General features: G+C 61.8%; 9 protein-coding genes and 1 pseudogene. 5 read left to right on the plus strand and 5 right to left on the minus strand.

Translation table 11 applies throughout. The annotated features are described in order from the left end of the window. Positions 1–177: 177 nt before the first annotated feature. The 3 genes from IVA93_RS34310 to IVA93_RS34320 form a co-directional block, all read right to left on the minus strand. Complete coding sequence (locus tag IVA93_RS34310) at positions 178–3,834, minus strand: HEAT repeat domain-containing protein (RefSeq protein WP_157643139.1); 3,657 nt, start codon at positions 3,832–3,834, stop codon at positions 178–180. 415 nt (positions 3,835–4,249) lie between these two features. Then, positions 4,250–4,744: a hypothetical protein gene (locus tag IVA93_RS34315; RefSeq protein WP_018460110.1), complete on the minus strand. Its 495-nt coding sequence runs from the start codon at positions 4,742–4,744 to the stop codon at positions 4,250–4,252. A 177-nt stretch (positions 4,745–4,921) separates the two neighbouring features. Further along, on the minus strand, positions 4,922–5,419 hold the full coding sequence (locus IVA93_RS34320) for a GmrSD restriction endonuclease domain-containing protein (RefSeq protein ID WP_018460111.1): 498 nt from the start codon (positions 5,417–5,419) through the stop codon (positions 4,922–4,924). 27 nt (positions 5,420–5,446) lie between these two features. On the opposite strand from IVA93_RS34320, the gene IVA93_RS34325 reads away from it, so the two are divergent. Next, positions 5,447–5,905 carry a hypothetical protein gene (locus IVA93_RS34325; protein WP_018460112.1) on the plus strand — a complete coding sequence of 153 codons (459 nt, stop codon included), beginning with the start codon at positions 5,447–5,449 and terminating at the stop codon, positions 5,903–5,905. A gap of 394 nt (positions 5,906–6,299) precedes the next feature. Here IVA93_RS34325 and IVA93_RS34330 read toward each other — a convergent pair. Then, positions 6,300–6,618: pseudogene (locus IVA93_RS34330) on the minus strand (CNNM domain-containing protein); the annotation flags it as partial. Between the two features lie 345 nt (positions 6,619–6,963). Continuing rightward, positions 6,964–7,719, minus strand: coding sequence for a polysaccharide deacetylase family protein (locus tag IVA93_RS34335; protein ID WP_018460113.1), 756 nt, complete (start codon positions 7,717–7,719; stop codon positions 6,964–6,966). Between the two features lie 434 nt (positions 7,720–8,153). Between IVA93_RS34335 and IVA93_RS34340 the strand changes: the two genes are divergently transcribed. The 4 genes from IVA93_RS34340 (at position 8,154) to IVA93_RS34355 (ending at position 25,328) form a co-directional block, all read left to right on the plus strand. Beyond that, entirely contained in the window at positions 8,154–9,101 is a 948-nt protein-coding gene (locus tag IVA93_RS34340) for a hypothetical protein (protein ID WP_018460114.1), read from the plus strand. A 190-nt stretch (positions 9,102–9,291) separates the two neighbouring features. Continuing rightward, a complete protein-coding gene (locus IVA93_RS34345) occupies positions 9,292–16,965 on the plus strand; it encodes a phage tail family protein (RefSeq protein WP_247789496.1) in 7,674 nt (2,557 codons plus the stop codon). 2 nt (positions 16,966–16,967) lie between these two features. Beyond that, positions 16,968–23,639, plus strand: a complete 6,672-nt coding sequence (locus tag IVA93_RS34350; protein WP_247789498.1) for a hypothetical protein — start codon at positions 16,968–16,970, stop codon at positions 23,637–23,639. Positions 23,640–23,993: 354 nt separating this feature from the next. Next, a complete protein-coding gene (locus IVA93_RS34355; protein WP_018460116.1) occupies positions 23,994–25,328 on the plus strand; it encodes a hypothetical protein in 1,335 nt (444 codons plus the stop codon). Positions 25,329–25,338 lie beyond the last annotated feature (10 nt).

Below are 25,338 nucleotides of genomic sequence, written 5' to 3' on the forward strand. Positions count from 1 at the left end.
TCGTGGCAGTTGGCGCGTCTTCGAAGCAGCGTGCGCTCGATCGTGCCGGATAGTCTAGGGTAGCCCCTCCAATCACCGGAGCGAAAGCGACCAAAGCGCTTATCCAATTCAGTTGACGCAGACCACTTGGCGCGCTCAGCGCCCCCGGCGCCTCACAGGAACATCTTTTCCGACTGGTCAACTTCGAGGGACTACTTGAAGTTTCCGCGGCTTTTTTATTCGGGGGAATCGCTTGTCGAGCCGCTTGATGAACTCGTCACTCGTCGAATGGTCGCCCGAATGCGCAGCCGAAACGTACAAATAATCTTTGACCCTCTCGGCGCTCTCGGGGTCCCAAGTCTCGGCGATCCGTAGGTAAACGCCGCGGAAGCGCGCGTCGCTTATGTGCTCCGACCAGAGGTCCGGATCGTTGAAAGCCGCTGCTATGAAGAAATCCCACACGCGTTCGTGCCGGAACAAGAGCCAATTCTTCTCCTTGCCCTGGGCGTCTCTGATCGCCCGTGGTACAAGAAGCCGCTGCTCCTGCAAGCATGAAGCCTCGGCTGGGAATTCGTCGGGGTTCAGCTTGTTGCGATCATCGAGCCGCATTGTGACGGCAAGTTGGCCGAATTTCTCCAGGGGAAACGCAACCACGTTGATCGTCTGATAGCGCTCGGCTGCCAGCCGAAAAGCCTCGTCCACGAGCGCAGTCGGCGAAGGCATGTGCCCGCGCGCCATAAGCTCGGCTGCGAAAGTCAGGTCGAACGGGTTCGACAGCATCAGCTCCGCCGTCTCACGTTCGATCTGTTGCAGCGGTTGGTGGAATGCGGTCGAGACAAACTTTTGCACGGCCCCCTTGTAGGCCTCCCCTCGGCACGGCTGCGTCTCGTCTGCGCCGACAGGCCGTGACATGAGGAACGCGGTCGCTTCGCTGCGGTCCAGCGGTAGGATTTCGACCTTTCGGGAATTCGCTGGCGGGCGCCACTCGATCGGCTGAGTCGCGACGATCACGTCACCTTTGGACATGTCTCGGGCGAAGGCCCGGATCTTTTCGCGTGTGTCGGCTTCTACCTCATTGAGACCGTCCACGATTACCTGGAGTGTGCGCGTATGGACGAGACTTCGCACGAAGCCCGCTTCCTGCACGTCGTGAATGATGCGGGAGATGGCAACGTCGACGCCATCGGCGCAGTCGCGTGCGTGTAGGAAGGCGACCGGCCGCGTCGCCTTGCCTGCGATCTCACGCAGGAAGCTGGTCTTGCCTAGCCCGGAATCAGCCTGAAGCACGACCACCCCCGAGAGGTCGGACTGCAATTGGGAGAGACGAACGACCTCCCCATCATCCACCTGCGCGCGACTGTCTGCGAAATAGGCAAGCTCAGCAAAATCCTCGAGCCTAGCCTGCGCAACGAGGTCGTCCCGGAACGGCGCAAGGAGACGCCGTCGCAGCGGCGGTAGGATGAGCAGCACTAGCGGCACGAAGCCAGCGCTGAAAAACTGCCGGGCCCGCGGATTCCAAAAGAAGATTGCCTGGATGGTGCGCGACCAGGGAAAGGCGACGAGGAAGGCGATCCAGAACAACGTCCAGAGGACGAGTGACCACGTCAGCCAGAGGCTGATTGGAGCAATGTTCTCGCTCCTGAGATGCGCGGCGAGCGCCTGCGCATGGGTCGAATGGGACTTCTTAAGGTGGGCGAGGAGCGCCTCCACCGTCCGCCTTTGGTCAGAAGTCCAGCAGCGGTGAAAGGGGCCCTCAATCGGCAGGTCGCGCAGCCATGCGATGGAGGAGCGGACGAACTCGGCGAGGCTGCTCGTTTCGGTGGGTACCTGGCAGGCCGCTTCGATCGCAGCCATCGCGGCGTTTTCGGCTTCTACACGGGTACGCTGTGAACTCGACAGCGCTGCCCAATTATCCGTCAGCAGCTGAAGGACCCTGTGGGCTTCGGCGGGATTGTTCCCAACCGAATCCAGAGGCAACGCATCGGGGCGTCCCAGCCACGCAAAGAGGAGCTCGCTACCGTCCTTTTTGTCGTCCGCTCCGGTCGCGACATGCGCCGCGGCCCGAAGCACCCCCGCCACTTCGTCCTCGCGAGAGTTGATAAGGCGAACGGCGGTTAACGCAGCACTTAGACCGCCTGGTCCAATCCGCCCGAGGGCCTCTGCCACTGCGCCTCTGACGGTGCTATTCGGGTTGCCCAGGAGCGGCAGCAGCTCGTCGATGACGGGGCCTGCACGGTTGCCGGTCGCAATCTGACCGAGGGCTAGGGCCGCCGCGCCCCTAACAGTGCTGTTTGTGTTGTGGAGGAGCGGCACAAGCTTGTCGATGGCGGGGCCTGCACGCTCGCTCTTTGCAATTTGACCGAGGGCTTGTGCTGCTGCGCGCACGATGGAGGTGTCCCGGTCGCTGAGGAGGGGTAGCAGCATGTCGATGACGGGGCCCGCGCGCTCGCCGGTCGCAATCTGGCCGAGCGCTCGGGCCGCTGCGGCGCTGATGTCGGGATCCCGGTCGCCGAGGAGCGGCACCAGCTTGTCGATGGCGGGACGCGCGCGCTCGCCGGTCGCGATCTGACCAAGAGCTCGTGCCGCTGCGCCCTTTACGGAGCTATTCGGGTTGTCGAGGAGTGGCAGCAGACTGTCGGTAACGTGGCGCGCGCGCTCGCCGGTCGCAATCTGACCGAGGGCTTGTGCCGCTGCGTACACAATGGAGGGGTCCTGGCCGCTGAGGAGGGGCAGCAGCTTGTCGATGACGGGGCCCGCGCGCTCGCCGGTCGCAATCTGACTGAGGGCTTCTATCGCTGCGCCCCTGATGGAGCTATTCGGGTTGTCGAGGAGTGGCAGCAGACTGTCGGTGACGGGGCGCGCGCGCGCGCCGGTCGCAATCTGACCGAGGGCTTGTGCCGCTGCGTACACGATGGACGGGTCCTGGTCGCTGAGGAGGGGCAGCAGCTTGTCGATGACGGGGTCCGCGCGCCCGCCGGTCGCAATCCGACCGAGGACTTGTGCCGCTGCGCCCTTGACGATGTTGTCCTGACCGCTGAGGAGCGGTTGCAGCTTGTTAATGACGGGGCCCGCGCGATTGCCGGTCGCAATCTGACCGAGAGCTTGTGCCGCTGCAGCGCTGACGGAGGACGCCCGGTCGCCAAGGAGCGGCAGCAGCCTGTCGATGACCGCGCCCACGTGCTCGGCAGTCGCAATCTGACCGAGGGCTTGTGCCGCTGCGGCGCTGCTGGAGGCGTCCTGGTCCCTGAGCAGGGGCAGCAGCTTGTCGATGACGGGGCCCGCGCGCCCGCCGGTCGCAATCTGACCGAGGGCTTGTATCGCCGCGCCCCTGATGGAGCTATTCGGATCGTCGAGGAGGGGCAGCAGCTTGTCTATGGCCGGGCCACCGCGCTCACCGGTCGCAATCTGACCGAGGGCTTGGGCCGCTGCGTACACGATGGACGGGTCCTGGTCACCGAGGAGGGGCAGCAACTTGTCGATGACGGGGCCCGCACGCCCGCCGGTCGCAATCTGACCGAGGGCTTGTACCGCTGCGCCTTTAACGACGTTGTTCTGATCGCCAAGGAGCGGCGTCAACTTGTCGATGACGGGGCCCGCGCGCTCGCCGATCGGAATCCGACCGAGGGCTTGTGCCGCAGCGGCGCTTATGGCGGGGTCGCGGTCGCTGAGGAGCGGCAGCAGCTTGTCGATGACGGGGCCCGCACGCCCGGAGGGCACAAATTTTGACAGGTACAAATCGGCGTCGAGCGCGATCCCGCCCCGAGTCGAGGCCAAATCATTGATTGCTGCCTCAAACCCCCGCTCCATCCAATCCGGCGGTCGACGCTCGGTGTCGAACTGCGCCAGCGCTGGCATGGACAAGATCACGCCGATAAGCAGGACGCCGCAACGCATTAGAAGACATCGGATCGGGTGCGCGCAGAGTTCGAAATGGTCTCCCCGACCCTGCATTGCTTTCGCAGTCACGTGAGACCTCGCGTTGCCGGTAATCGCAACAGCTCCCAATCGGTCCGAAGTTCTCTCTGCACCGAGAAACGAATCGAGCTTGGACGGACGTTTCACGCCGGGCCTCCTCCCCTGCCAAGAATCATCACATCATCCAACCCAATACCCTCAAACGCGAAAGCCGATTTGTACCCATGCCGACTTACACTTCGATTTCGCATGCGGTTGGCCGGATTCCATTATTCGTAGAGCGCACGATGGTGCAATTGCACTCGCTCACCCGCGACGCCGCTCCAACGCGGCTGTCGCAGCGGAAAAACGATCTCTATAAAAAGCGCTTCGCAGTCTCCAGTCGCTCCTTCAGCACATCCCTAAACCGCACATAGTTGCTATAGGACACGGGATCCACGCCGCTCGCGCCCCCAGAACAACTGTTATGCAAACCGTTGATTAATGCGTCCAACTGACTCACACCTGTATTAATCTGTTGCAGAGCATCCGATGTCTGGCCTTTTGCCAAAGCCGTTCTTGCGGCGCTGAATGCATTGACAGCCAAGTTACCGGATTTCTGCTTTTCACCCCAGCCAACTGGGGGCAATCCGTTCGACCCGCCAGAGCAACCCTGGCCCATCGACGCCATTACATTTTGGAGCTGAGGGATTGCTTCGCCCAGGATCTGGTCTAAAACGACCTTCGCCTCGACTGCGAAGGCAACATTGGCGAACGGAGCCCACAAGAGAACCCCACAAAGGATGGAGGCAGTTCTAGACTGCAGCGAGCGAGATACCAGACTTTTAGAGCCTGTGATTTCAAAGGCCATTTGAGGATCCACTTTGCTTCGATTTCCTCATAAAACCACCGTCCCTCTCTACAAGAGAACGGCTGTCATCTTGCCGAGTTTACCACACAGCGATGCTCTGACCTACGAAGTCCTTACAAGGTAAGTGGCAAAAGTTTCGCGAACTTGCAGCGGGACGGCAGCACTTTGCAAACAACCTTATGCATGGGACGAAGGGTTTTGATCTGACGCCGCGCTATGGTTGTCGGCTCGCGATGAGCTCGCGACGACGTCGCGCGCGGCAGCCCGGGCGGGACCCATCGGAACTTCCTTGATCCCCCACTGTTCGGCCAACAATGAAAGATGCCGCTTCTGCCGTTGTTCGTAGGCATCGAGGTCCCATCGGGGCAGACCAATCAGTTCCTGCGCACTCTCGTAAGTGGCTCTCTTCTTCCCCGCCGCTGTACTTCCTTGACCAGAGTAGATCTTCTTCTTTTCGGCGAAGGGTGCGTTCGAAGCACTGGAATTTTTGCGGGAGGTCAACAGAACAAGATTGCCGATCGTGTCCGTCATCGAGCTCCGGAGCGCCTGATCGAATTCGATCCATTCTCCCTTCTCCGGGTTCTGAGGAAGAATGTGCTCCACTGTCTTTTGACCTTCCCAAGCAACGGGCTGCTCCGCGAGGAGCCGGTCCAGCCGCTCTAGTATGGCACGCACGACTCTGACGGGGAATCGACTATAGATATGAAGAGAAGAATTCTGGATCGGGCGCGCCCCTGTTACGATGGCTCCCAGTGGCTCCTGCAGACGTACTACGATCGTCCAACGGCCGCGTTCGTCGACGCGAAGGGCGTCGAAGTGACGTTCGACCAGTGGGAAATGATCACCGAAGCCTATTCGTTCTTTATCGACGGCGAGAATGCCGACCTGCCGGACCCCGTGGGAGAGGGCTACGTCGGACGTGAGGTCGACGCCGGAGTTTTCTTCGCAATCGATAAAAAGGTTTTGGGCGTGGCCGCCGGCCAGGCTCCGACGTCGGCGTCAGAGCGCCAACAGCGGCTGAACGAGGTCTTCGGAATTCTGGCTCATCGCGCGACCTTCTATCGTGAGCGCCGCACCGAAGAGGTGTCCCCGGGACCTGACGGAATACTGCTCATTGATCGACGCCAAGGCGAAATCCGGCCGCGCCGCAAGAAAGTTTGAGGCTGCAGGGCCTTCTCGATCCTCGTCGTGAACGGCGCGGCCCGGGCGGCAGTCGAAGCGGAGCACTCCCGTCCGCGGCCACTCCGCGGGAAAGTCGGCCGGTATTCTACCGTATCTCACCTCGGCCGCTTTGCGCTGGCATGGCCCGCCGGGCGGCGGCCGGGGCCGCCACCGCCGTTTCGGCCGTTCGACTTTTTTCCTTGGAAAAACGGAAATTCCAAGGATGCGTTTTTTTCCAAGGATTCGTCTGTCGGAGCCCCGACCCGGCGCGACGCGCCGAGCGGCGCGGGGACGCCGTGCCGGCCGGCGGGCCCGGTCGAGACGGCGAGGCACCGCTCCGCGGCCCGGGCGGACCGACGACGGCCCGGACCTCGATCGCGCGTCGCGGCGACAGCGGGTCGCCGGCGTCGATCATGGTCACTTCATGCCGCCGCCTCATTACCGCGCCGACCGGCAGGTCGCCGAGCCGTATCACGCCCGCGATCATCTCCTTCACCGGGCTCCAGCACGCCTGCGTTTTCGGCTTCCACGACGAGGGTCCGAATTTCCTCCTCGCGGACCTTCTTTCCCGCATCGCTCCGATGACCGAGCAGCCAGAGCAAGGCCATGCCCGAGCGATCCAGCAGCCAGACGAGCGGCAGCCAAACCGTCGCCAGCAGCGTAATGGCCGGTGCTACTCCGACGGCCACGGCCTCGGGATCGCGCAATGCGATCTACCTCCGCGGCGCCAGCGGATCGTTGCACCGGACTTCGGTGTTACTCCGCTCGCACTTCACAAAAGCACATTGCCTCCCTCTGTCCGTCCAGCGACTTGCAGAGCAATGGAACACCAGGGTCGTTTGCGCTCTTGCATCGGCAATCAGCGGTCGACTTCTCGCATTGCCCACTGCAGCTGCATAACGCCAGACCATTGTCCGACTGGCATCTGTCCGCCCTCGCCGGCGGCGACCACATGACGATGCAGATTGCCAGCGCGACATACGCCAGGCCGGCCGTTAGACGCAGTGGAGACTTTCGCATAGAAGCGCTCCCCGATATTTCGGATCTTTATTGACTGACTACAAGGAGTTTGGCGGGCAGGCATCATCCGTACCCGCTCTCGCCTTGCTTTGAAGAAGGGAGGAAACTTCCGCTGATGTCGTCAGAAACTTGGGGGTATGACCTTTTCCGCTGACAGTCGTACTGATGACGCCAATGAATGCGTCCAGACTTTGGGCCGTTACCAGCTTTATGTCGTGAAACAGGTAGATCAGCTCCGTCACTCCGGCGGCAAGCTTCTCCTCGGTTTTGGTTTTCAGCGCTGCCGATACGGAAGCCTTGTTCGCCCCCGCGGCGGTGTCCGTGCTGTCGATATCCCAGTAAATGTGCTTGAGGCTGCGCGTTTGATAAACGCTCATGCAGGCAGCGTTTGTGTAGCCGAACGTTGCTCGTACGAATGCCGGATCATTGCCGGTAATGGCCTTGAGACTCTGCTTAGCCCGCACCATGTCCGAATCCAGACCGTTTGTCGTACCGGGAAGATCGGCAAGCTTCGCGACGCGCGACTTGTGGCAGCGATGGTCCTCCTTGTTCCCATTGTGAATGGCAAGGACGTGCCCGTCCCTATAGGAACGGGAGCTCATCATGGCGCCGTTCGCGCCCTTCAAGCGGTTAGGCACTTCCGTTTGGATGAAGAAGGCGGCCTTGTAACCCTTGGCTGACAGCACGTTCAGGACACGCTCCGTCCTGTTCTTCTCGTCGGGCCCGCCGACGGCATCCAGAACGTTGTTGTCGGGACCATCGTCAAACGTAAGGGCGATCTTGATTTCAGCCATGAAGGTCTCCAGTAAAATCTGCAACTATCGAAAATAGAAATAGACGGTCTCGCCTCAGCGCCAGCAAACCTGGCGCCGGCCTGTTGCCAGCGAACTACTTTCCTCCTCGTTTCGCACGGCATTCGTGAATGCCAGGCCCCGACAGTTTGTATCGCTATCAGCTGTGACCTTCGCCAGGAATGTCGCGCCGCAAGGCAGCATGTCGATGCGACGGAAGGACATAGCAATCGCGCGCCGCCTACCGCTTTGCAGCATGACGGCTGCAGTCGCACAACCCGCGTGGGTGACGTCAAGGTGCCTGTTCTCCCGACCTCCGCTATCGCTGGTTGTCTGGCCATGGGCCACCATCTTGCATTTCTGCCGCGAGTGCGATTAGTATTTCTACAATGTTTAGTTGAAGACATACCGCAAAGGCGTAAGCGGGGGCGTTTTAAATGGATACTCCAGTTGGAAAGGTCTTTGGGGGCTTCATCGCGGTCATCCTGCTTTTGCTTTTCTCGGCGACGACATTCTACATCGTCTTCTTTGTGATCAAGGCGTGTTGGGCCGTGGGAACCAGTTGCGCTGTGAAGCCCGAGTTCGGCGACGGGCTTATCTACGTCGTTACGACGGTCGGCGGCCTGGTTTCCGCCTTTGTCATTGCGAAGCTCAGCGTGACGGAGCCCGGAAAAGTGCCGACGGTCGGCATTGGTGATATCGAAGCGACAACGGCCGCGACATCCGTTGCGATCGCCTACCTTCTGGGCTGGATGGCGACGGGACTCGCCGCGCTGGTGATCGGCGTCATGGCCTATCCGAAATCATTGCAGACACTGAGCGATATCGGGACCACCTGGCTCGGCCTCGCGGTGTCGGCGGCCTACGCCTATTTCGGCATTACGCCGAAGTCGGCCGGCAATCAGTCGTCGATGGGATCGGCTCCAACATCGTCGCTCTCCGATGACCTGACGCAGGGGCAAAAGGTCCCCAACGCGTCCGAAACGGCGACCTGCGGCGCGATCACCAAGAAGATCAAGCGAACCGACCCCGAGTTTGCGACGCTGGTCTCTAATCAGAACGCCAGCATCGTTTTCAAGGACGAGGAAGGCACCGGCGCCGACCGCATGATGTCGACCCGCATGCAAGCCAAGCTCGATGCGCTGGCTTCGCTGGTCAGTGCGGAATGGCCGGGGGTGAAGCTTCGCGTGACTGAGGCCTGGGACGAGAATGACGAGCACTCGCCTACCGCATTGCACTACGAGGGCCGGGCAGCCGACATCACGACGCAGCCGCCGGATGGCGCCAAGCTCGGGCGCCTTGCCCGGCTGGCGGTGAATGCCGGCTGCGACTGGGTGTTCTACGAGGACACCAACCACGTACATGTGTCGGTCAAGAAGGTCTGAACTGCCCTCGACCCACGCACCGAAGATAGAGGGTGCACGCGCGGCGACCGGCGGTAACGGTTCGCGCTGGCATCCAAGCAGCTTCTGATCGCACGGACTTTCGCGTCACGCCTGAGGAGACGACGCGACGAATACTCTGCCGGAGGTACGCGCTTTTTTCTGTTTTTACGTTTGGGCCGGGAGTTGCTCGATGTTCTTGATATTCAGGCTGTACGGCAAATTCTGTTGGCCGCCGACCGCGCAGTTTCACAACGACGACGAGACGTCGCGGCAGTCCGGCATCGTCGAGCTCCATGCCGTCCCCAGTCAGCAAGATGCCACAAAACACATCGCGCTGCTGCGCTGGTTTCCGACCGATCGTCAGGCCGATCCATCTCCACCCGACCCGACCAAGGCGACAGACCATCTGTTCGATCTCACCCCACAAGGCGCAGTAGACTGGTTCAGCACCAACACGCGAAACGACTGCGCGATATGGCTCGATAGTAGCGGCGCCGCGGCGGCTGGCGCCGATCAGGCGTTTGTCATGTTCCGCGGCGCGTTCCTCTTCGAGCAGTACCGGCGGCCCAAGGACGACAAGGCGGCAGGGTCGGCCGACCTCGAGGTGCAGTGGCCGCTGATGCGCTGCTTCACTTACGCCGACAATCCGGTTTTCTCCTCGCTCGGCATCTACGGCAAGACCCATCCGCTGCTTCATCTGGGCCTGCATCTGCCGCTGCCCGTGCGCCGGACAAGCCTTCCGACGGCCAGCCGCAAGAATGCAGGCGCGTTTCCATTCTCGGCGGTGTTCGATCTCAAGCCGAAAGCCACGGACGATTGGTTCAAGATCGACCGGCTGTTCGCCGGCTGGAAGGCCAATGACGGCCTGCCAAAGTTCGACGTGCCGGAGAAGACTTGCTTTCCGTTCCGCGGCGAGAACAAGCCCAACAAGGACAACATGCGCCTTGGTTCGTTCGGATTTGCCGAATATGGCAAGACCGATAGCAATTTCGCCGTTTATGGCCTCGATCGGCCGACCTCGCTGACCTATTGGCCGCTCAACAGCCAGACGCTGCGCCAGGATATCCTTTGGCCCTACGGCTTTGCGCTGGACTACAATGAAGACGACTGGCTGCAGTCCGCCAATATCGGCCTTGCCGATTCCAGCCTGCGCTTTTACTCGGCGGCCAAAGAGACCGGCGTTGACCGGGGGCATTCCAGCTCACTCACCTATCGCGCCTCGGTGATCCGGACCGGAGTGAACAACCCGAATTCCGGCGACTTGCGCGGCGACACAAAGGGACTGCGTCTGCGACTGGCCCGCGAACTCGGCGGCCGCCTGGCAGATGGCATCCACTATGGAGCCGACGAAACCGCCAACGAGGAGGAAGCAAGCAAGGTCGATGGCTGGATCAGGATCGGCGCTAGGCATCTATCCGTCGACTGCGAACTGGCCTGGGAGATTGCTCGCCGTGATATCTGGACCACCGACCCCGATTCCGATTGGTCGCCCACCGTCAGTATACGCCTGCACTGGCTCGAACCGATCTCGGCGCACAACGTCAACGCGGCGCCCGTCAACGCAAATACCGAATTTCGAAGCGGGCTGCTCGCGCACGCCAACCATTCGCTGGCCACGGTCAGGGACTCGCTCGAACGCGGCGAGGCAGGACGGCCTCATTCCTTCCTGCCGGACCTGTCCGGTCCTGACGGAAGTCCGAGCATCCGTTTCTGTCTTTATGGTTCGCCGCTCCCCGCCTCCTTCAAGGACGGAATGGTTTCATGGGGACGCCCTGCGCCGGGCGCCGGACAAGGCGGCTGGCGACGGCCATCGATGCGGCTGAGCATCGCCAACCCGGATCACCTGATCGGGGGAACCAACGAAAGCACGCTCAAGAATTTCGAGCTGAAGCTGTCCGCTACCGGCCTGACTTTCTTTCAACCGAAGCCGGAAGCGCCTCCGCCCGAGCTTGAATTTACCCTCGAGCACGACAAGGACTGGCCGCCGCAGGCCACCGACAGCGTGGAGGACGGCGAGCCGTTCTTTGCGTCATTCAGGGTGACCACACGGCCCTTGCTGCAGCAAGAACAAGGGAGCTGGCAGGGCCGGCTTTCCTCTCTGCAGTTTCGCGGATCGAAGAACTATCCGACAACGATCGAGTTCGGTCATTTCCGGATCGGCGGACGAGGCGCGCATCTCGGCCTCGGTGACGGCGCCCCGTTGCTGCTCTATCCCGAAGGCCGCATTGCGACGGAAATCAGCCTCGCAATTCCGGCGTCGACCATCGAGCCGATCGGCGTCGACACCGCACGCACCGACCGCAGCGGGCGTCCGGGACCGTTGCTGATCCCGCTCGACGCTGCAACAACCGATTCCGACGGCGCGAACGTGTTCTGGCTCAAGGCGACCGAGACCCTGTCGCCGACCCACGATCGCAAGCTTGTCGCGTCGATCATCGAAAACTCACCGCAGATCGGAACACGCTCCTACGTCGTGCTCTCGTCAGAGCCCTTCTCGATTTTCCGCTACACGCATCAGCCGCTCTACGCGCGCGGCACGGTCGAAACGGCGAATGTCGCGTTCTATTCGGACGACGACCGGATCTGGCAGTACCGGCGAACCTCGGATCTCTATCACTATGTGTTCCCGCCGCAGGTGGTCGGCGAAAGCGCCGATAAGCCGCGGCGGCTCGAACTGCACGATCTGCCTGAATCTGATCCGAATAACGAGAACCCGCCCACCCCGTTCGTTCCGCACCAAGACAACAACGGCAAGAACGTTCTCGACGCACACAATTTTCGCACGGCTGGCCCGAACAGCGATCTGCAGCGCCGCGCGGTTGAATTTCGCCTCACGCCGTCCGCAGAGATGTGGATCCAGCCGAGCGACGTCCAACGCGGTTATTTCATGCCGGAGGCGACGAGCTACGAGATTTTTCGTCAGCGCGGCGAGTATGGACTTGGCGCGGCTCTCGGATATTTGCGCGCTGAATTCCTCTACGGCTTGCCGGTCGGAATCGATGTCGGCAAGGAACGGTCGATCGCCCGCGGCGCGCGTGTCGCCGAGATCGAGGCCCTGACGGGCAAGCCGACCGGCTCGGCGCAGCCCGGTTCGGAAGCACGGGTTTCCAGCCGCTGGAATGCGCTGCGCAGCGCCATCGCCCGGCGCCCCGAGCGTCTGGAGATTTGGGCCCGCGATCTGGACTCGGCTGTCGACTTCACTCCGGCGCGCTTTACCGACGGTGTGCAGTTTGCCCTGCGCCACACGGCCCTGCACCGCCCGCCCCAGATCGATCTGAAGCCGAACAGTGGGGTCGGGGAAACTATCGACGACTACAAGTCGTTGCCGCGCGTCGGAGGCATCGACGCCGACAAGGTGTTGGACGAAGCCAAGAACAACCCGCGCCATCATCCACAGGGCCTGAGCGGCGGTGCGCTTTGGCCGGTCGAACAGCTGAACCTGTTCAAGACCCTGCTGCAGGTGCCGCAATCCGTCGGCGGGACGATCGAGGCGATCGCGCTTTCGCCGACGGGAGGCGATGCAAGGCAGAAAGCCCAATTCCTCGATGGCAGGGTCACGATCATCAGCGAGACCTATAACGGCTACGTGCAGCGTCAGCAGGTCGAGGTGCTCGGTCGCATCTGCGCCTTCTGGCATCGGGCCAAGCACGTCGTGGTCTACGAGCGCACGGTCAACCCCTCCGCGCAGTTCGCGCCGAAGTTTGGGGATGACAAGCAACGCACGCGATCCCGCCGGCCGATCCTGCGCAAGGTCCGCGAATATATCGAGTTGCTGCAGCCAGAACGCAGCTATCCCGACTTCACGATCGCCGAACAGCGCACCGCCGGCTTCCTCGAACGCGTGCGATTCAACTCGAAGATCATCAATGTCGACAGCGCATGGGCGCGCGATATCGAAAATTACGGCTGGGAGATTCCGCTCTGGAACCGCCAAAGCGCCCGCGAGCGGCCGCAAGTGTACCCGATGCCCGACATCGCCTTCGTTTCCACCGCCGAGGGCGATGCCGAAAAGCCTGTCGTTGCACAGGAGTGCCTCGATCCGGACTACCTGTATTTCTACGCCGATGTGAGCCCCAACGCATCATCTGACACCGACACCTGGAAACCTCGGCTCAATCTTGACTTTCCCAACATGCCGGCGGCGCACGACATTGCCGAGGAGGTCGACAGGAAATCGTCTGACCAGCCCGAAATCAGCGAACACGAGAATCGGCGCCCGCCGGTCAGCCGCATCCTTCCCGGCCTGCGCCGCTTCACCTGGCGGCTGGCGCCGGCTGCGCAGAAGGTCGCGGTCAATGCGGGGCGCGCCGGTAAGCCGGTCTATGCCGGCCTCGACAGCGTCTCCTTCATGCGGGCCACGCACGCAAGGCCGAAGGAGCTGAAAGAATCAGCTCCCACGCTTTCGAAGGTCCTCGGAATCGTTGGCGGTTTGGCAGGCAAGCCAGAAAGCGAGGCACTCGCCGCCTTAAAGTACTGGGGCGCCGACGGACAGAACGCCGGCTCTGACGGCGCGAAGGCCTTCTCCGCCAGTATCTCGGCCCTCAATGCCGCGCTTGGAGCCGGCAACCTAGGCGCCCTCAACGATGCACGAAAGAAACTGGATGCAGCCTGGAAAGGAAGTCTCAAGAGCGACCTGAAGAAGCTCATTCCAGGCGACGTGGGCAAGTTCAAGGACTTCGTGTCGGAACTCAAGGCGACGCCGGCGCTGTGCGAGAGACTGAAATCAGATGCCGTCGAAACAATCCAGCGCAAGGAACTATTGGTTCGCACGGCCCTGCACGATTGGAGCGCGCAGTTTGACGAAATCCTGAAGAAGCTCGATCCCTACAGGACAACATCCAAGAAGGAGGTCATCGATCAGCTCACAGACAAAGCAGTAGCGTACATTCACCCGCTCTTCGCCGAAGCCAGCCAGGACGTCGCTAGGCTGCAGGAGGGCGTTGAGAAATCGAGCGCCATCGTCGCGGATATCAAGGCGGAAATCGAAGCCGTCGTTGCTCGCGCACGGCAGCGAATCGCGCAGTTCGTGAACGGTTACGACCAGAACAAGCCGTGGTCGGAAGAACGCCGCCGCTCGTTCCGTGCGGGCCTGACAGCTGCCGTCAGCAGCGTCGGTGGAGACATCGTCGCGGCCATCGAGGAAGCGCGTCAAAGACTGGGTGTCGAACTCAACGAGGTCAGCCAGGCGATCGGCGGGCACATCGCCAAGGCGCTCGGACAGCTGACGGTTCTGCAGGCCGGCGCGCTCGGCGAGGTCACCGAGGTACACCGGCACGTCGACCAACTGCTCGGCAAGATCGACAAGGTTCTCGAAGGTTTCGTCAACGCCAGCGGAACCGGCCAACTCGACGATGTCCTGACCAAGATCAAGAATAGTGGTGTCAGTGCCGGCCTGAAGACCCGTGCAGAAACGGCCATCACCAGTTTGAAGACGGCCGTTGCAAAGGCGAAGGCGGCCGCTGGCGAAGCCCGGACACAGGCCGCAGCCCTCGACCAGCGCGCCGACCAGGCCGCAAGCCAGGTCACGGACCTGATCACTGCCGTAGGTACAGCGATCAAGGAAATCGGCACATCGTTGTCGACCGAGCTCGGCGAACTTAACCAGGTTGCGATCGAACTCACGAACGAGGCGGCCACCGACCTTTCCAAGGAAGTCAGCGGCCTGCTCGACAGCGTCAACGAGGAGATCGCCGACGTCATCGCCTGGCCCCAAAAATGGCTCGTCAAGATCGGCACCCAGATCGACGCCGTCGTTACGCCGGCCGCAGCATTCCTGGACTCAATTCTGCTCGACGCCAGGGCCGAGTTGAGTGCCATCCCGGCCGCGGCACTGCCGGTGATCGATGATGCAAAAGCCCTCCTTCAGTCCGTGCAGGACGCGCTCGCGCCGGACGCGCTGCTTGAGGGCTTCGTCAAGGACGAGATCATCAGGGCGACGCTGGATCAGCTCTTCCTATCGTTGCCGGAGACCATCAAGGACATCCCCGAGGCCGACAAGGCCATCACCGAGGCCGTCGCCGCGATGCGTTCGCAACTTGACCTTTTCGTGGACAAGGTCGGCGACCTCATGCGTACTCTGAGGAACGACGCGCTGACCGGAATGGAGCAGGTTTCCGCTGCATGCGGCCAGGTTGCGGAGGGCATCGCGGAAGTCGAGAAATACTTCCAGACGATAGGATCGGATGCGGCCACCTACTTCGAGAACAAGTTGAAGGACGCCTATGCGGCACTGGAAAAGAACCCGACGTTCCAGAACCTGCAACAGGACCTGGCGAATTTTCCCACCGATGCAAAGCAACTGCTCGCGGCGGCTCAATCGTTCGACCGCTCGGTGCGCGGCTTGCAGAACGACCTCTCGCGCGCGCATGAGTCGGCCCGCGCGTATGGCGACCGGGTCTTTGATCAGTTCAGCAAGCTCGACGATGGCGGCCTGCTGGCGGCGCCGAACAACGTCCTCAAGCTCTATTCGGCCGTCACCGGTGCGCCGGAGCTCGCCGCTCTGAAAGCGGACATCGACCGGATCCGGTCCGACTTCGACGAAATCGACAACGTCATCAAGACGACCAAGGCCAACGCACTGTTCAACCGGCTCAGTGACGAGCTGAAGGCGCTCGGCCTGTCGCTGCCTTTCGATAAGATCAGCGACCAGCTGTTGCCCGCTGATCTCTCGAATTTCGATATCGGCAATGTGTTCCGCAATTTCGGCGGCGCCAAGCTCAGCAATCTCCTGAAGGACTATAAGATCCCGGAAGGCGTGAGCAATGCGGTGCGCGTCACCCACGATTTCGACAAGAAGCAGGCGCGCGCCTGGGTTCAGGTCGACATCGATGCGCCGATGGGCGGCCGCCGCAGCCTGTTCTCCGTCGGCGTGTTCAAGGCGGACTTCGTCGACATGCGCCTGACCGGTCAGGTGCGCTTCGAAGCGTCGAAGGACCAGGACAAGGTATCCGAGACCGGGTTCGGCCGGGTCGGCACCACGATCGATCTCGTAGTCGGCGGACAGTCGATGGTGCAGTTCGAGAAATTCGGGCTGAGCTTCACCCGCGAGAAGGGCCTCGACGTCGAGTTCGATCCGAAGAACATCCGCCTGAACCCGACGTTCAAGTTCATTCAGGACTTCCTTTCGGCCCTGTTCCCCGACGACATCGGCGGGCTGGCGGTCATCAAGGAGAACGGCATTCCGGTCGGCCTGCAGCACGACTTCGCGATCCCGCCGATGGCGCTCAATTTCGGCACCAGCGGCGTCTCCAACATCTGTATCGCCAATCACTTCAAGCTGCTGGCGTTCCCCGACTTCATGCTCGCCAACCGCTTCAACCTGTCGTCGGTCGAGCGCCCCTTCATCTTCTCGATCTTCATCATCGGCGGAACGGGCTACATCCAGATCGACGCGGAGTACCGGCCGTTCGACAATGAGCTGATGGTCTGCGTCGAGGCCGGTGCGGGTGGATCGGCATCACTCGCGTTCGCATTCGGCCCGTTCTCCGGGCAGGTATTCATCACACTGTCGGGCACCCTTGCCTACCGCAAGGTGATCGGCAGGCCCGGCGGCGGCCTCTCGATCTCGGCAGTCCTCGTGATTGCCGGCCATGTCAACGTCGCCGGTATCGTCACGGTCGGCATCGTTCTGATGCTGCGCATGACCTATCGCGACAACGGCCAGATCGATGCCGACGGCACCCTGACGGTCGAAATCCGGATCTCGAAATTCTTCAAGATTACGGCGCGCGCGCAGGCGAAATACAAGCTGCGCGGCGGCAAATCGGAAACCACCGTTTCCACGAGCGTCAGCGGTCAGGTTACCGACGAGAGGTTGAACAAATTGCAGAAGGCCGCCGAAAAGCTCGAAGCGGCGAGGCATTGAATATGACGATTTCAAAATACATCCATTGCCTGGTCGACCGCGAACCTACCGCGTTCCACGCGAGCGACGACGACGGGAACAAGGCTTCGTTCGCGGTCAATCTGAGTTTCGAGGTTCGCACCGACGGCACGGCCGCCGATCCCGAGCAGGAAGCAAAGGACGCGGCGCTCGCGTTCAAGGATTTCCTGAAAGCCGTTCGCGACGTACGCTTCCAGCTCTACAAGGTCACGGATCCGGGAAAAATCGAGATCGAGTATGACAAGAAGATTACCGATCTGACTTCGGAGCCGGTCGCACCTGCGGATCCGGACGCCATTTACAAGTGGCTCGAGCGGGAGCGGAAGGCAGCGCCGATCGAACACAACATCGACTACTGGGCGACGAAGGCCACGACGGAATGGCGCCCCGACAGCGCTGTCGACGTCGATGTCATCGGTGCGTCACATCGCCTTCGGGCCGCGCAGGCGTGGAATGCGCCGGTTGCGCACAAGTTCAGGCTGACCCACATCGTTCAGCTGCTGGTCGCCGCCCTGACGGGTGACGGCGTCGTCGTATTGCCGTTCTTCGTGGACGACCCCGAGCAGCAGACATTGCCCGGCAAGGCGCTCGGGACTGATCCGCTCGCCGACGAGGCGGCTTGCACTTTCGACTATAACGCGAAGGGAGACGTCGGCGCGGTCACCTGTTACACGTCGATCGTCGCCAAAGCATCGCCGTTGGATTTGAAGGGGATCTATCCCGGCCTGACACCGGACGGCTATTTCGAAATCGATCCCGAAGCGCCCCAGGTCCACCGGCTGCTGACATGGTTCGAGCTGCGTGCCGCAACTCTGCTGTCGGCGAACGCCGCGCTCGCTTCGCGCGCCAGCAATCCGGACGATGATCCCGCGTTTGAAAATCGCTTTGGTGTGAGCACCGTCCAGGTCACGAAGGACGGACTGCCCGTTGAAGTGACCTGCTGCTCGATCGTCTGGTACGTCGTGGCAAGACTGCTGTCCGCGCTCGACAACGTAGTGATCGGCGCGCTGAAGCCGCTCACCGTGCCGGCTGAACCATTCGGGTTTGACCCGCACGCCCAGGGCGAAGTGCTTGCGCCGCTTGTGTCGGCGATGCTCGACCAGTTGGAGAAATCGCTCCCGGATTCAATCATCGATCCGGGCAACGTCGCGCTTGCAATCAGGAAAGGCCTTTCCCGTACCAGCCCGCTGATTTCGAATCCGTCCGGCGCGAAGCCGACCCGGACTGACGTCGTTCAGGCATTGCGCAAGATCTATGACATCGAGGCGCCAAAGAGTGAAGAGCCTAAGGATGCGCGTGAATTCATCTCGTTGACGCTCGCCTGTTACGAAGAAGCACGCGACAAGCCAGAGATTGACAAAGTCAAGCCGCGCGCCCAGGTGCTCGCCTATGCCAAAACCGTCACGGATAAAGCCGCCAAGGCTCGTGCCGACAAGGGTGGTGCCGACAAGGGTGGCCTGGCCAGCAAGGTGTCGACGGCGCTGCTGCAATACGAGCAGCGGCTGGTCGACGAGGCCGGTACAGAAGCCGCGATCATCAAATTGTTCGAGACGGCTGGTCCATCTCTGTCAACACAGGTCGGCGAGCAATATCTACCGCTCCCATCCGACCCTGCGGAGCAAGCAAAAATCAAGGGCGCGGTCAAAGCCGCGTTCGAACAGGCGTGGCCCACCTACCGCACAAAGCTCGCCGGCAGCTTCAACGGCGCCGAAGCCGTCCGCAGATCCGCAAGCGCATCCTTCGTTCGCAGCCTGCTGGATTTCGCCTCGCTCGAACCAAAAGCCGGCAATACGTCGTTGCTGGTGAAGAATCTGAACAGCAGCGCCTTCTTCGCAAACCGGGTTACCCGAACTCCGACTCCGGCCGGCGGATGTTTCGATGCACATGCGGCTTCCGTGGTCCGCGCCGATGCCGACATGCTGCTGCTGACCACCGCACCCGACGGAATCCCCGCAGGGGAATTGCAGGGCCAGATCGATGCCCTGCTGGAGTCGATCTACGTACATCTCGAGGATGGCCTCCACGACTTCCTCGCGCCGGCCGCATCGTTCTCCGATCCCGACGTCCGCTTCATTCCCGACAGCACGCCGCAGCCGCTGGCGATTGAGGTCGCGGGCAATATCGACGGCGGCAAGATCGACGCGTTTTCCAGACACTTCAACGGAATCGGCCTGGCAATTCAGCGCGGCGATCTCGGCACGGGCGACGATAGCTGGGCTCATACGCACCTCGCCGATCTAACCTGGACGCTTCCGACACCGCCGCGACCGGGCGGCGAGTCGCAGGACCCTCCGCCGGATATTACAGCGGCCATTCATCCGATGCTGCCTGCCATCAACGATGGCCGCGGACCGATGTTCGTCGAGTATCACGGATTCCCGTTCGCCGACCGGGCCCTCGAGGAGAGCATCGTCGGCAACGACATGGTCGCGCGCGATGCGCGGCGTCCGTTCTACGTGCAGGATCCGCACGACGCGGTGGACCGCCACCCCAGGGTCCCGCGGCTTGCCTATGGCCGCACGTTCAAGACCTTCAGCTTTATCACCAGCAACGCCGGTACGTTGCCACGCCGGTTGCAGGACGAGGGCACGCCGCCGTGGACGCCCCACTGGAAGATCAAGCCGCCGCAGGATTCTGTCGGCAACGAGGACCAGACGGTCATCGCGAATGTCGATTATCAGCGCCGCACCGCGATTGCGCAGATGTCAGTCGTCGAGAACACTGCGGGCCGGCCTGCCCGTATCGGCGCATTGGTCGACGGGGTGATGCCGCTTGCGGCCGACTACCCCCGCGTGGGCCTGCACGCCGAAGCGCGCATCGATGGCGTACGCGACCTGCTGCGCGATTCCGACGGCCGCGGGTCGATGGTCGCGAGCAAGACCTGCGAATGGCACATCAGCGATATCAAGATCAGCGGCCAACCGAAGACGCTCACTCTCAACGTCTTCGAGGGGACCGCGAACGAACCTGACAAGGAGCCTGGCTCGAAGGGAGCCTCATTCGTCATCGGCGAGGGATTTGCCAGCCTGTCGAACATCACGATTCGTATCGTGTTCGAGCCGGACCCGGGAAATTTGCCCAAGCGTTGGCTCGAGTTCAAATGCGACGGGGCCGAACCGGAACGGCGGGACCTTAAGGCGGGCGATGAATTCAATGGCTGGCTGCGTCTTGCCCTGAAGACCGACGACGATCATTCGGCATCGATGTCCTTTGCCAATATCGGCTCACAGAAGAGCGACAATGTCAGCCAGCCCTTGCTGATCCTCGCGCCGGACGAGGACGCATGGAAGGGTGGCCTCGAGCGACCGGTGACTACCACCGTTACGACACCTCGGGTCAGCTATCTCGATTTCGAACGCTGGTTCGCCAATGGCAGCCTGTTTCTCGAAACGTTTGGCAGGGAGCGCGGAGAAGATCCGAAGAATAACGCCGGCGTCATCTTCATGAACGACCTGGCCACCGCCTATGCCATGAGAAAGTTCGATGCCGAACTCGCCAGGAACCTCGAGAGCTTGCCCGATCCGGCGGTCGAAAAGATCCGGCTCGAACTGGTCGCACTCGATGACCTCACGCAGGCAACGATCGCGCCCGTTGGGGCACAGCTGCACGAACTCGGTGGCCGGTTGGCAGAATTTTCAAATGCGTATGCCGCCAAGTCCAAGGCGCAGACGAAAAAGTTCCCGAAGTGGTTCCTCGACAATCTGCTCAAACCTCTCGACAAGGAATTTCGCTTTGAGGTCACGGTCCAGCCGGGACCACTGGCGCTCGCGCCGATAAACCAGCCGAAGGCAATGAAACGGACGGCGTCAGTGCCGGCCGGAATGGTCGCCCGGTTGTCGATGGACACCATGGTCAGGGCAAAGCGCTTCAAGAGCGACGGTCATCATCCGTCGGTAATCTATCGAGGCCTGCTGCAGTACGCGTCGCGCAACGTCTATGATTCTTCCGAACCACTCGCGGAGCCTACTCACGTCATCTTCCCCGCAGCGGCGCTGCTGGCAGAGACGATGTACGACGGTATCGAGAAAGACGGCGCTGGCGCGATCGCTCTCGCTGCAGCGGTCATCTCCGCCAGGTGCATCGATCACGTCCGCCGCTTTGAAATCGTGACAGGCATGCCAGCGCCTGGCGAGCAGCGGGAAAAATGGCGCTTGCTCGGCGAAGTCGATGTGATCACTCAGCGCTGGCGGCCGAGCGGACGGCCGATCTACCACCTCATCAACCCCCGCGAGCCCGATTTCGCCATCGACAAGAAGCCGTCAACCGAATCCAGAAACCAGCCCGCCCTGCCCTTGAACCTCGACATGGCCGGAAGACTGGCGCAGTTCGAACTCGAGGCATTCTTCGATCGGTCGGATGTCGACGCCCAGACCGTAACGCAACAACTAGCACCGCTGCCGGCCAGCACCATACTTCAGGATCATCACTGGAATCCGGAATCGGCAACTTACTTCCGACACCGTTTTACCCTGCGTTCGCGCTATGCTGGCGCACTGCTTAAGCGGGACAGCCGTCAGGTCAATGCCTGGCGCACCGACAAGCTGGAGACCCAGGCCCATGGCTGGACGATGCGTGTGGCCATGCTGGCCGATCTTGCGCGTATCCAGCTGACGCGGCCGCAGCTGCGCGCGCTGATCCCGCTTACGACCGCGCCGGGAGGCGAAAGGATTGACCGGCCGGCGCCACCGGTCGCGGCAATCCTGCAGGAACCGCCTTATGCACGCGGCGGCCTCGCCGATCGCATCGCCACCGAGATCAAGACTGGCTTCGGCTACGGCTTTGAGAATGACGTTGACCCTCTCGAAATTCGAGACGCACGCAAGGAAGCGGGCCGCAATGCGCAGCTCGATTATCGTGCTCTCGGCAGCGAAACCGCGCTCAGCCTCATGCTGCGCGGCGAAGGGCCGATCGGCCTCACCTTTGACAACGTGGACGCGCCGGCGCCGGCCTTTCCCAACTCAATGTTCGTACTCAAGCCGGACGTGTTGTTCGGCAGCAAGCCACCGCTCGAGGAATTCTTTGCCGGCGTCACGATGCGCCGCTACATCGATCCCGCATGGACGGGAGCGGGAGGCAACAACAGCAACGGGCTCGAGGCCGAGAACGCCTGGTGGATCGATTTCGATCAACGGGATACGAAGATCAACAAAGAGACCGACCTGCTACGGTACAAAGTCGAAGGCCTGGAGGGCTCGATGGCGCTTCTGGCTTTCAGGCAAAGCTCGGACAAGCAGCACATCGAGCTATGCGCTTCCATACTGGCCATCGATGGCTTTTCAAACCCCGGGCGGGACTGGGTTGCCGTCGCGACGGTCACCCTGGAACAGTTCGGCAAGCTCTCCGCGCTGCATCAGCAGGTAGCGCCCGCACGCCACGCCTTGTCTATTTTCGTCCGCACGGGTTCGGCAAAGACCGAGCGCGGCGAGATCAATACCCCCCAGGTGGTCGCGGGCTTCGAATGGTCGTCGCCCAAAGAGAAGAAGGTGAAGGATGACGCAGGCGGTCCCAAGGAGGAGCCACGTCCACCCTCCGTGCGACTCGAAGCTACTTCCGCAAGCGCCCTCCAGACGATGGCGAGCGGATCAACGTTCCTCCGATGGACCAAGACCGGGCGCGATTTCGATTTCGTTCATGTTGCCGAACTCGGCAACAACGAGTGGAAGACCGGTCCCATTCACGTGCGCGAGCTGACCGCGAAGCTCAACCACGACAACCACGAATTCCTTACGTTCCATCGGACCGGATCGCCTGCGGACAGCAAGGCAGTCTGGCTATGCTCCTCGACATTCGCCAATCCTGCCCCGATCCACGTGCATCGACACGTCGGCCTGATTTCGTCGCGTTTCCTGAAGGAGCTTGGCACTCCTGTGGAGGTGTTCTGCCGCACCTCCGCCGATGCCGACGCCGCATATCAATTGGTCACGATGGACGGCAATCTCCGGCTGAACGATGGCAAGATCTTCAAGCCGCAGGAAGAAGTGGTGCGCATTGTTGAATTCGAGACTCCGGCAGCGATCCTGTGCGCGGAGGGACCGCAAGTTCCGCAAACCTACAAGCAAGCCTATTTCGACCTGCTCTCAACCGGATTCAAGTTCGAGCAAAACATCGGTACTGTGCAACTGCACTTCCGCTTCGTCGGCCCGCCGGCGCAGATCGCCAAATTCACCGAGATACGGCTCAACTTCTGGCGCAATCGCAGTGGTGAGCTCAATCCGTTTCGTCTGCCGGTCAAGTTCAACAACCTGCCTTCGAAGTTCGCGGTCGGGCTCAGGCTCGCCTTCAGAGGCTCGGAAACGGCCAGAACCTACGACCTGCAGATCATCTACTCCGACGGAACCCTCGCCACATCGAGCGGGCAATTTGCTGAAGCCGATCAATTTCCTTTGGTCGCCGCCACGAACGCGGCTCCGGGATTCTTCGTTTCGATCGACGGTACCAAAGGTGGCTCCAGCGAATTCTGGTCGGACGTCTCGATCCTGCATTCGCCGCGGGCGCTTAAACCGGAGATCAGCCCGCTGGAATTTGGCTGGCTGTTCGCTCCGTCGGGTAACGGCGAGCCGACGGACAGTGTCAGCGCCGCGGGTCTGACGAACATGGTAGAAACCCAGGCCCGAGTCATCGCGGTATCCCCGCCGGTTCCGATCATTAGTCACTGATCATCTGGCGTCGCGGCCTGCAGCAAGGGCAGGCCGGAGCCCGCTTCGCCTCGCCCCGCTCCTCGGGCTACATCGGCTCCAGGCGTGCTGCGTCGTCCGAAACCAAAAACGGCTATGCCTGGGCTGTCGTCAATATCGGGGCGCGCATGGCAGGCGTATCCGGTTGGTAAAATGAGGCCGCGCGATGCAGGCGGAACGGTTAACTATCTACCGGAGCGTGCTGGCTCGCCGGCGGAGTTCCCGCGTCACGTTCGATCGGGTCGTTCGGACGCGGGCAAGGTTTAAGAAACAACCTCTGGTCGCGTTTCGATATATGCGGTAATGGTTACACGGGAACGATCTTGGGGGAACGCCATGGGCTTCGAGACCATCTCCGGCATTGACATTCAATATGGCCTGATCAGCTTCGACGTCGAGGGCAAGGAGATATCCGAACCGGGGGGGCTGATGAGCCAGCGCCTCATCGACAAGGCGCGCACGGACAAGGTCACCAACGTTTTCCTGTTCTGTCACGGCTGGAAAGGTGACGTGCCCGGCGCCAAGAACCAGTACGCTCTTTGGATCAAGGCATTCGCAGAATCGGCCGACCGCGCCAAGGCGGACACGGTCTTTCCGAACTTCCGGCCGCTTTTCATCGGCCTGCACTGGCCCAGCCTGCCGTTTGGCGACGAGGAGGTCGGGTCCGCTTCGTTCGCGCTTGGCGGCGCGGTTCTCGGCGCCGATGCACTGCTGCAAATCTATCTGAAGCGCCTGGGCGACAGCCCGAAGATTCGCGGGCCGCTCGAAATCATCATCGAGGAGGCGCGGCGCAACAGCAAACCCGACGAGTTGCCCGAACACGTCAAGAAGGCCTATCTCGACCTCAACGACGCGCTCGGACTGCATAGCGAAGGGGTGGACGCGCCGCCGGATGCGGATCGCGAGGGCTTTGACCCGGAGGATTCCTTCGATGCCGGCAACGAGGCTGGCCCGACGTCGTTCGGCGGCGGTGGCATCGACCTTGGCGGACTGCTCGGACCGCTGCGCCAGCTCTCTTATTGGACCATGAAGAAGCGCGCCCGCACCATCGGCGAAGGCGGCATGCACGATTTCCTCAAGAAGCTGCAGACCGCAACCGCGGACAACCACACGCGGATCCATTTGATGGGTCACAGCTTCGGCACCATCGTGGTGTCCGGGATGCTGGGGGGGCCTGGCGCCGCCGGACCGCTGTCGCGTCCGGTCGATTCCGTCGCGCTGGTGCAAGGCGCGGTATCCTTGTGGTGCTATGCGGACAGCATCCCGTTCGACGCCGCGGGTCCGGGATATTTCAGCCGCATCATGACCGACGGCAAGGTGCGCGGGCCGATCGTCACCACGCAGTCGAAACACGACAGTGCGGTGGGCTCGCTTTATCCGCTGGCGTCCCGTATCAGGGGGTCGGTCAATTTCGCGAACAGCTTTCCCAAGTTCGGCGCGATCGGCGCGTTCGGCCTGCAGGGCGTGCCAGACGCTTCGCGCCGCGAGCTCAAGATGCTGGGCGCGTCGGGTGCCTACCAGTTCGAGACCGGCAAGGTCTACAATCTGGACGGTTCGGAGTTCATTGCCCATTTGGACGGAGTCAGCGGCGCCCACAGCGATATCGCGGGGCCCGAAGTCGCGCATCTGATCTGGGCGGCGGCCTTCGCGTCGGCAGCGGGCCAGGGCTGAGGGGCTCGCG

It is taken from the genome of Bradyrhizobium sp. 155, from assembly GCF_023101105.1.
Taxonomy (GTDB): Bacteria; Pseudomonadota; Alphaproteobacteria; order Rhizobiales; family Xanthobacteraceae; genus Bradyrhizobium; species Bradyrhizobium canariense_D.

What these genes read in the sequence shown, in the direction of transcription:
- IVA93_RS34350 (WP_247789498.1), top strand. Translation starts at nt 16,968, where the DNA reads ATGACGATTTCAAAATACATCCATTGCCTGGTCGACCGCGAACCTACC.
- IVA93_RS34340 (WP_018460114.1), top strand. Translation starts at nt 8,154, where the DNA reads ATGGATACTCCAGTTGGAAAGGTCTTTGGGGGCTTCATCGCGGTCATC.
- IVA93_RS34310 (WP_157643139.1), bottom strand. Translation starts at nt 3,834, where the DNA reads ATGCCAGCGCTGGCGCAGTTCGACACCGAGCGTCGACCGCCGGATTGG.
- IVA93_RS34345 (WP_247789496.1), top strand. Translation starts at nt 9,292, where the DNA reads ATGTTCTTGATATTCAGGCTGTACGGCAAATTCTGTTGGCCGCCGACC.
- IVA93_RS34355 (WP_018460116.1), top strand. Translation starts at nt 23,994, where the DNA reads ATGGGCTTCGAGACCATCTCCGGCATTGACATTCAATATGGCCTGATC.
- IVA93_RS34315 (WP_018460110.1), bottom strand. Translation starts at nt 4,744, where the DNA reads ATGGCCTTTGAAATCACAGGCTCTAAAAGTCTGGTATCTCGCTCGCTG.
- IVA93_RS34325 (WP_018460112.1), top strand. Translation starts at nt 5,447, where the DNA reads ATGAAGAGAAGAATTCTGGATCGGGCGCGCCCCTGTTACGATGGCTCC.
- IVA93_RS34335 (WP_018460113.1), bottom strand. Translation starts at nt 7,719, where the DNA reads ATGGCTGAAATCAAGATCGCCCTTACGTTTGACGATGGTCCCGACAAC.